This is a genomic window from Arcobacter defluvii (assembly GCF_013201725.1).
In the GTDB taxonomy this organism is placed as follows: domain Bacteria; phylum Campylobacterota; class Campylobacteria; order Campylobacterales; family Arcobacteraceae; genus Aliarcobacter; species Aliarcobacter defluvii.
Genome location: NZ_CP053835.1, coordinates 1745390 through 1754575, shown reverse-complemented (window position 1 = coordinate 1754575; position 9186 = coordinate 1745390). Strand labels below are relative to the sequence as shown.

At 25.2% G+C, this 9186-nt stretch carries 8 protein-coding genes; all 8 read left to right on the top strand.

What is annotated here, in order from left to right:
* Window positions 1-55 precede the first annotated feature (55 nt).
* The 8 genes from ADFLV_RS08870 (at window position 56) to mog (ending at window position 9184) form a co-directional block, all read left to right on the top strand.
* On the top strand, window positions 56-658 hold the full coding sequence (locus ADFLV_RS08870) for a transglutaminase-like cysteine peptidase (protein ID WP_129010580.1): 603 nt from the start codon (window positions 56-58) through the stop codon (window positions 656-658).
* Window positions 655-2547 (top strand): bifunctional diguanylate cyclase/phosphodiesterase, encoded by a 1893-nt coding sequence (locus tag ADFLV_RS08865; protein ID WP_129010581.1) that lies wholly within the window; start codon window positions 655-657, stop codon window positions 2545-2547. Before ADFLV_RS08870 ends, ADFLV_RS08865 begins: the two co-directional genes overlap by 4 nt.
* A gap of 81 nt (window positions 2548-2628) precedes the next feature.
* Window positions 2629-3663 (top strand): 3-dehydroquinate synthase, encoded by a 1035-nt coding sequence (gene aroB, locus ADFLV_RS08860; RefSeq protein ID WP_129010582.1) that lies wholly within the window; start codon window positions 2629-2631, stop codon window positions 3661-3663.
* A gap of 1 nt (window position 3664) precedes the next feature.
* Window positions 3665-5410 carry a mechanosensitive ion channel family protein gene (locus ADFLV_RS08855; protein ID WP_014474422.1) on the top strand — a complete coding sequence of 582 codons (1746 nt, stop codon included), beginning with the start codon at window positions 3665-3667 and terminating at the stop codon, window positions 5408-5410.
* Window positions 5411-5427: 17 nt separating this feature from the next.
* A complete protein-coding gene (gene mtaB / locus ADFLV_RS08850; RefSeq protein ID WP_129010583.1) occupies window positions 5428-6696 on the top strand; it encodes a tRNA (N(6)-L-threonylcarbamoyladenosine(37)-C(2))-methylthiotransferase MtaB in 1269 nt (422 codons plus the stop codon).
* The gene (locus ADFLV_RS08845) at window positions 6677-8146 is read left to right on the top strand and encodes an AAA family ATPase (protein ID WP_129010584.1); all 1470 of its coding nucleotides are present in this window, start codon (window positions 6677-6679) and stop codon (window positions 8144-8146) included. Before mtaB ends, ADFLV_RS08845 begins: the two co-directional genes overlap by 20 nt.
* Window positions 8136-8651, top strand: coding sequence for a pimelyl-ACP methyl ester esterase BioV (gene bioV / locus ADFLV_RS08840; RefSeq protein WP_172658778.1), 516 nt, complete (start codon window positions 8136-8138; stop codon window positions 8649-8651). Before ADFLV_RS08845 ends, bioV begins: the two co-directional genes overlap by 11 nt.
* Window positions 8648-9184, top strand: a complete 537-nt coding sequence (gene mog / locus ADFLV_RS08835; protein ID WP_129010586.1) for a molybdopterin adenylyltransferase — start codon at window positions 8648-8650, stop codon at window positions 9182-9184. Before bioV ends, mog begins: the two co-directional genes overlap by 4 nt.
* Window positions 9185-9186: the final 2 nt, after the last annotated feature.

Genomic DNA, 9186 nt, shown 5'->3' with positions numbered 1-9186 from the left:
AATATTAAAGAGATAAATTCTTTTATCTCTTTATATATTTTGATACAATGTTTTTATGAAAATTTTTATAATCATTTTATTATTAATCTTTACAAGTTATTCAGCAGATTTTGCAAATGATTCACTGATTCAGAAAGTGGAAAAAATATATAATAAATTTGCAAAAAACAGATTTTTAGCATTAAATAAGTTATTGAAGAAATTAGAAAATAGTGATACAAAAACAAAACTTGAAAAAGTAAATGATTTTTTTAATGCTGTAAAATATGGCGATGATAAAGATATTTATGGAGTTAGTGATTATTGGGCTTCTCCTTATGAATTTTTAGCAAAAGATAAAGGAGATTGTGAAGATTATGTTATTGCAAAATATTTTGCATTAAAACATTTAGGAATTCCTACATCTAAAATGTTTTTAAGTTATGTTAGACTTGAAGGAGCAAAAGATGCTCATATGGTTCTTACATATTTTGAAACACCAACATCAGAACCCTTAATCTTAGATAGTATAAGAAAAATAATTTTTCCTGCATCAAAAAGAAGTGATTTAAAACCAATTTATAATTTTAATCCAAATATTTTGGATAAAGGTGGTAAAACAGCAGCTCATAAAAAATGGGATGTTGTATTAAAAAATTTTAGGGAGAACAAAATATGAGTTTATTTAAACAAGTTTCACTTGTATTGTCATTTATTTTTGCAATATTATTTATACTAATAACAGTAGTTTCATTTAAAATAATAAAAGATTCAACAGAAAAATCTTTATATGAAAATGTTCAAAATAGTGTATCAAGTATAAGTTTATCAATTACAAATGCCGGAACTGATATAAGTTCTATCAAAACAGTTATAAATGCAACCTTTGATAATGGAAATTATGAAAAAATCGTTTTCAAAGATGTAGATGAAAATATCATTTATGAAGTAAAAAAAGAGATAGTTTTAGATGAAAAAAATATTCCATCTTGGTTTATAAAACTGATAAATATCGGTGAAATATCTGCAAAATCTACAATTTCAAATGGTTGGAATGTTTTAGGAAATATAGAAATATATAATGACAGAACAATTTTTTATAATCAAATATATTCTATTTTTAATAATCTTATTTTTTCTTTGTTATTGAGTTTTACTCTTTTACTATTTATTCTATTTTATCTATTTAAATATATGTTAAAACCACTTATTGTCATAAAAAAACAAGCTGATGCTGTAATGAAAAATGAGTTTATTATCCAAAATGATTTACCTTTTACTTCAGAGTTTAAATCTGTAACTTTAAGTATAAATAGTATGATAGATAAAATTGAAAAAATGTTTGAAAATACGAATAGTGTTTTAAAACTTAATAAAGAACTTTTATATTTTGATGAAGTAACAAAACTTAATAATAGAAAATATTTTATTTTGAAAGCAAATGAATATTTAGATAAATATAATCCAAATAATAAGGGATTTGTTGCCATTGTATCTCTAAAAGTTGATATTTTGAATAAAATGTTTGGTTATGAAAGAACAAATAATATTTTGTTAAAACTTTCAAATTTAATGAAAGAAGAGTTTCAAAAAGATTCAAATTTAGTAGTAAGAATAAATGGTTCAGAATTTGTTTTATTACTTCCAAATATAAATGAAGAAAAAGTAAAAGCAGATATTTTAGAGTTTACTAAAAAAGCTTATTCTATTTTAGAAATTATAAAAGAAAAAATGTTTATTGGATTATTCAAATATGAAGCTGAACAAAGTGTTAGTACACTTTTAACTAAAATGGATTATGTGATTTCTCAAGCAAAAGTTTATACTGAAAAAGAGTTTTATTTTATAAAAGATATTGATAAATGTATGACAAAAGAAGAATGGATAAAAATAATAAATATTTCACTTGAAGAGGATTATTTCAAATTACTTTATAGAAATGTTGTAGATATTAATTTAAAAGATATTTTACATAAAACTATAAGTTTTGAACTAAATTATGATGAAGATAGTTTTTCATATAGAGGATTTATTGCTCCTATTTTAGAACTAGGTAGATTAAATGATGTTTATTTACATATTATAGAAAAAGTTTTAAAAAATAATCAAAATAAAGATGAAGATATATCTATTCAACTACCAACAGTATTTATAGAAGATTTAAATAATTATCCAAAACTTAAAGAGTTATTTACCAAAATATCAAATAATAAAAATATAATATTTGAAATAGAAGAAGAAGCATTTAATAAGAATCTTCATAATAGTGTTATTTATATAAATTTATTTAAAGAATTTGACTTTAAATTTGCAATATTTAATTTCATAGCAAATAGTGATGATTACTCATATTTAAAAGAGTTAAAACCTTCATATATTAAAGCTTCTAAATATTTTTTATTAGAATCAAGACAAAGTTTAAATGTTTTAAAAATCTTAACACAATCTTTAGATATAAAACTTATTGCAACTTCTGTAAATGATATTTCAGATATAGATATTTTGTCTAAAATAGGAATAAATGCTATTTGTGGTCCTATAATGCAAAATTTAAGTGAAGAAAAATAAAAAGAGAGTTTTAACCTCTTTTTAGTTTTTTTTTAGCTATTATAAAATCCTTATTAAATAAATAATTTGGATAAATAAAAAATGACTGTTAATATAACTTTACCCCATGATAATTCATATGATATTTTTATAGATGAACTGAAAGATTTATATTTTGATAGAAAAGTTGTGATTGTTACAAATCCAACAGTTAGTGGTTTTCATTTAGAATATTTAAAATCAAAATTAAAGGCTCGAGAGTTAAGTATTTGTACTATTCCAGATGGTGAAGAGTATAAAAATATGGAAACAATAGAGTCTATATTGGCTCACTGTTTTACAAATAGACTTGATAGAAAATCTTTACTTATTGCATTTGGTGGTGGTGTAATTGGAGATATGACTGGATTTGCATCTTCAATTTATCAAAGAGGAATTGATTTTGTTCAAATTCCAACAACATTACTTTCTCAAGTTGATGCGAGTGTTGGCGGAAAAACAGGAATAAACAATAAATTTGGAAAAAATTTAGTTGGAACTTTTCATCAACCAATTGCTGTTTATATCGATCCATCTATGCTTAAAACTTTACCAAAAAGAGAATTTGGAGCAGGTGTTGCTGAAATAGTAAAAATGGCAGTAACTTTTAATAAAGATTTTTTTGAGTGGCTTGAATCTCATGATTTAAATGATGAAAAAAATATTCAAATAGCAATTGCAAAATCAGTTGAAACAAAAGCAAATGTAGTTTCACAAGATGAAAAAGAACTTGGAATAAGAGCTGCTTTAAATTATGGACATACTTTTGGTCATGTAATAGAAAATGAAACAAATTATAATACATATTTACATGGTGAAGCAGTTAGTATTGGTATGTGTATGGCAAATGCACTTGCAGTAAAACTTGGATTTATGAGCAAAGATGAAGAACTAAGAGTAAATAAATTACTTGAAAAATATGATATCCCTACAACTTATAAAATTAAAAATGTTGAAGATTTTTATGAACATTTCTTTTTAGATAAAAAATCTTTAGATAATAAAATCAAGTTTATTTTACCTATTGGTATTGGTGATTGTAAAATTACTAATGAAATTACAAAAGATGATGTTATTGAGATTTTAAAAGGTTTTTAAATTGATTAAAAAATTAGGAATTTTATTATTATTTATTTGTTTTGCATTTGCAGTTGAAGATACAAACAATACTGTTGGTAAAAAAGACAAAGCAGAAGTTAAAAAAATTGAACAAAATATAATGCAAGAGAAACAGCAAGAAGCTCAAAAATTGGAAGAAGAAAAAAAACTTCAAGAAATAGAAGAGCAAAAAACTAAAGAGCAAAATATGCAAAATATCGCTCAAATAAATATTTTGCTTGAAAAAATTGCAAGAATAGATTTTGAATTAAAAGATAATATTTTATTAAAAAGATATTCTAACTATTTATCTTATAGTAAAATTTCAGCTGAACTTGAAAGTTTAAAAGATAGTTTAAAAAGAAAATCAAATACAACAGATGAACAAGTATATCAATTACATAATAAAATTCGTGTAAAAGAGAATGAATTAGAGTTGATTGATGAGTATAAAGGTTCACCAATTGGAGCTTTAATAAATCCTCCTGAAATTGAGAAATATGAAAATATCACAAATCCTTTTGGAATAATAAATGCTTTATCTCATATTAAGAAACTTGAAAATAATAAAAAAATGTTTAAAAACTTAGATTATGAAATAGATAATTTAGTGACAAAATTAGAAGAAGAGTTAGTTATTTATTTAGAATTATTTAATCTTGATTCTAAGCCAGAATACAAAGATAAAATTACTTTTTTAGATAAACAAAAAAAAGACTTCTCAATGGTTTTGGATATTGTATCTACTACAGAAGAAGTATATACAAGAAAAATTGAGCAAGTTATTTTAGAAATAAAAAATCAAGTTTCTCAACAAGGACAAAAGTTATTAATCATTTTTATAATAATAGTTGTTTTATCAATATTCGCTTTTTTAGTAAAACTTGCACTTAAAAAATATTTTTCTCAAAATGAAAACTATTATATGATAAACAAGATAATCAATTTTACTTTGGTATTTTTGATTGTGATGGTAATTTTATTTTCATATATAGATAATGTTTCATATCTTGTAACTATCCTTGGATTTGCATCTGCTGGGATTGCTATTGCTTTAAAAGATTGGTTTATGTCTATTTTTGGTTGGATGGTTATTGTAACATCTGGATCTATTCAAGTTGGAGATAGAATAAAAGTTAGTAAAGGAAATGTTGAAACTGTTGGAGATGTTTTAGATATCTCTTTATTTAAAATCACAATTAGGGAAGATATTACTTTAACTTCATATACAACAAATAGAAGAACAGGAAGAATTTTCTTTATTCCAAATAACTATATTTTTTCTGAATTAATAGCAAACTATACCCATTCAGGTTTAAGAACAGTTTGGGATGGAATTGATATAGCAATTACTTTTGATTCAAATCATAAAAAAGCACAAAAAATAGCAAGAGAGATTTTAAAACATTATTCAAAAGGTTATACAGATATAACAAGAAAACAACTTTCAAAAATGAGAAATAAATATCAATTGCGCGCAACTGGAGTTGAACCAAGAGTATTTACATTTGTTGAACCTCATGGAATAGTAATATCTTCTTGGTATTTAACAAATTCTTATGCAGCACTTGTATTAAGAAGTACGATAAGTCCAGAAATACTTGATGCATTTATGAAAGAAGATGATATTCATATTGCATATCCAACTCAACAAATTAATATTAATAGAACAGATAATGCGTATGGTCCAGCAATGAAAAGTAAAAGAGTTCCAAAAGATTTGGAAGACGAAATAATAAGAAGATAATTAGGAAATAAAGATTTATGAATTTTTCACAAACTAAACCAAAAGTATATTTTAAAACTTTTGGTTGTAGAACAAATGTATTTGATACTCAAGTTATGATGAGTAATTTAAAAGATTTTGAAGTAACACAAGAAGAAAAAGATGCTGATGTAGTTGTAATAAACTCTTGTACAGTTACAAATAGTGCAGATAGCACAGCACGTGGTTATATAAACTCTTTAAAAAAACTTCCAAAAACTCCAAGAGTTGTTTTTACTGGATGTGGAGTTTGGACAAAGGGAGAGACACTTTTTAAAGAAGATAAAGTTGATTCTTTATTTGGACATTCAGAAAAAGAAAAAATCAATGAATTATTACTGCAAGAAGAGAGATTTTTTCAAGCTGGTGATTTAACTCATATTGATGAAACAATCGTTGAAGAGTTTGTTGGTAAAAGTAGAGCATTTATCAAAATCCAAGAAGGATGTGATTTTAGATGTTCATATTGTATTATTCCTTATGTAAGGGGAGATGCAAGAAGTTATAGTGAAGATAAAATTTTAGAGCAAGTTACAACATTGGCTGCAAATGGTTTTGGTGAATTTATTTTAACTGGAACAAATGTTGGAAGTTATGGAAAAAAACAACATACAAGTCTTGCAAAACTTCTTAAAAAAATGGCACTAATTAAAGGTGTTAGACGTATAAGAATGGGAAGCATTGAACCTATTCAAATTGATGATGAATTTAAAGAGTTGATAAATGAGCCATTTATGGCAAAACATCTTCACATTGCCCTTCAACATACTTCAAAAGAGATGTTACAAATTATGAATAGAAGAAATAAAGTTTTATCTGATTTAGAACTTTTTGAATTTTTAAGAGATAATGGTTATGCTTTAGGAACTGATTTTATCGTTGGACATCCAGGGGAGACTGAAAAAATTTGGAAAGAAGCAATGGAAAATCTACATAAATTTCCTCTAACTCATGTTCATGCTTTTACTTATTCAAAAAGAGATGGAACACCAAGCGCAACAATGAAACCAGAGATAAAAGGTGATATTGCAAAAATCAGATATAATGAACTAACTAGCATAATAGAACAAAAAAATTATGAATTTAGAAAAGCTAATACAAAAACTTTAGAAGTTTTAGTTGAGCAAGAAAAAAATGGAAAATATATAGGTTTAGATCAATTCTTTAATCAAATTGAAATCGATTCTCCTGTTGATTTAGTTGGAGATTGGGTCTTTTTAGACGATTATGAAGTGAGGCTTGAAAAAAATGTTGCAAGATTCAAATAACAAAAATATAGATAAAAATTTTAAATTGATGGCTATGTCAGCAGTTGTACTGTTGATTTTATTTTTGTATACAATATATAAAAGTAGTTCTCATATTGAAGGAACATCTTATTATATAGGAATTATTTTTTTATTTTTACTTCTTTTTTTTGCTTTATTCTTAAAATTAAAACAAGATAAAGTAAGAGCTTTTTTAAATAGAAATAAAAAAGAATCAACAACTTTTGAAAATGAGCTTACAAAAAGCAAAGCAAAAGTTTCTACAGATGATTTAAATTCAAATATTCAAGCTGTAACTTCAAATGTAACTTTTAAAGATGTAGCTGGAATAAAAGAGATAAAAGAAGAGCTTGAAGAGATAGTTGATTTTTTAAATAATCCAAAAAAATATCTTGAATTTGGAGTTAAACTCCCAAAAGGTGTACTTTTAGTTGGACCTCCTGGTGTTGGAAAAACATTGATAGCACGTGCAGTCGCTGGTGAAGCTGATGTACCATTTTTCTATCAAAGTGGTGCAAGTTTTGTGCATATTTATGTGGGTATGGGTGCTAAAAAAGTGCGTGAACTTTTTGCAAAAGCTAAACAAAGTGCCCCAGCAATTATTTTTATAGATGAGATTGATGCTGTTGGAAAAGCAAGAAGTGGTAAATCAAATGATGAAAGAGAATCAACATTAAATGAACTGTTAACTCAAATGGATGGATTTGATGGAGATAGCGGTGTTATCGTAATTGCAGCAACAAATAAAATAGAAGTTTTAGATGATGCATTATTACGTGCAGGAAGATTTGATAGACGTGTTCATGTAGGCTTACCAAATATTGAAGATAGAAAAAAAATCTTAGAGTTATATTTAAATGGTAAAAATTACGAAATAAATATAGATAAATTAGTAAACGAAACAGCAGGTTTTAGTTCAGCAAGTTTAGCAACACTTATAAATGAAGCTTTATTAAATATGATTAAATCTAATAAAAAAATACTAGATAATGATGATATTGAAGTTGCAAAAAACAAGCTTGAATTTGGTAAAAAACAGTTAAAAATACTTGATGATAAGCAAAAAGAAATTCTTTCAATTTATCAAGCAAGTAAAGCATTTATTTCAAAAACAAAAGTTGCTTTATTTGATGAAAGTGTACAAAAGTTAGCTCCAACTTATCCATCTTATCATGAATTATGTGAAAATATCAGAAGAGATTTATCTGGATTTATAGGTGTTGAAGTTATTAAAAAAGAGAAATATGCAATAAATCATGAGGATTTAGAATCTGCTGAAAAAACAGCAAATGAAATAGTAAAAAAATATAAAATGGCAAATTCAATAGATGAACTTTTAATAAATGTAAAAAACGATTTAAGAACTGAATTATCGCAAAATAGCGATGAGATAATTAGATTAAAAGATATTATGTTGAAAAATGAGGTAATTACTCTTGATGATTTCTAAAAGTTTTTTTTCTGGTTTTTGTTTTTTTAATGAATCAGAACTTTTTGATGAATATATTATAAGAAATGATTTTACAATTTCTGGTTTTTCTTATGGAGCTATAAAGGCTTTTGAAGAAGCTTTAAACACACAAGATAGAGTTGATAAACTTCAACTCTTTTCACCTGCATTTTTTCAAAATTTCGATGAAAAATTTAAAAGAACTCAACTTATGTATTTCAAAAAAGATGAAAATACTTATGTCCAAACTTTTTTAAATAATGTAATTTATCCTTCAAATAAAGATATTTCAAAATATTTTAAATTGGGAACAGCTCAAGAACTAGAAGAACTTTTAACATATGTTTGGAATGAAGAAAAACTTCAAAAATTAGTAGATAAAGGTGTAAAAATTGAAGTTTATTTAGGAGCGGATGATAAAATAATTGATTCTTTAAAAGTAAAAGAGTTTTTTCAAAAATTTGCAACAATATATTATATAAAAGAGAAAGGACATTTATTATGAATAAAGAAATAGCAAAAATTGGAATAATAACTGCAAGTGATAGAGCAAGTGCTGGTATTTATGAAGATTTATCAGGAAAAGCTATAATTGATACATTAAATAGTTATTTAATATCTTCTTGGGAAAGAGTTTATAGATGTATTGCAGATGACCAAAAAACAATTGAAGATACAATAAAAGATTTAGTAGATAACGAAAAATGTTGCTTAGTTGTAACAACTGGTGGAACAGGACCTGCCAAAAGAGATGTTACTCCAGAAGCGACAGAAGCTGTTTGTGATAGAATGATGCCAGGATTTGGAGAATTAATGAGGGCAGAATCTTTAAAATTTGTACCAACTGCAATACTTTCACGTCAAACAGCAGGTTTAAGAGGAAGTTCTTTAATAGTAAATCTTCCAGGAAAACCAAAATCAATAAAAGAGTGTTTAGATGCTGTTTTTCCTGCAATTCCTTATTGTATTGATTTGATGGAAGGTCCATATTTAGAGTGTAATGAAGAAGTTATAAAAGCTTTTAGACCTAAGAAATAAAG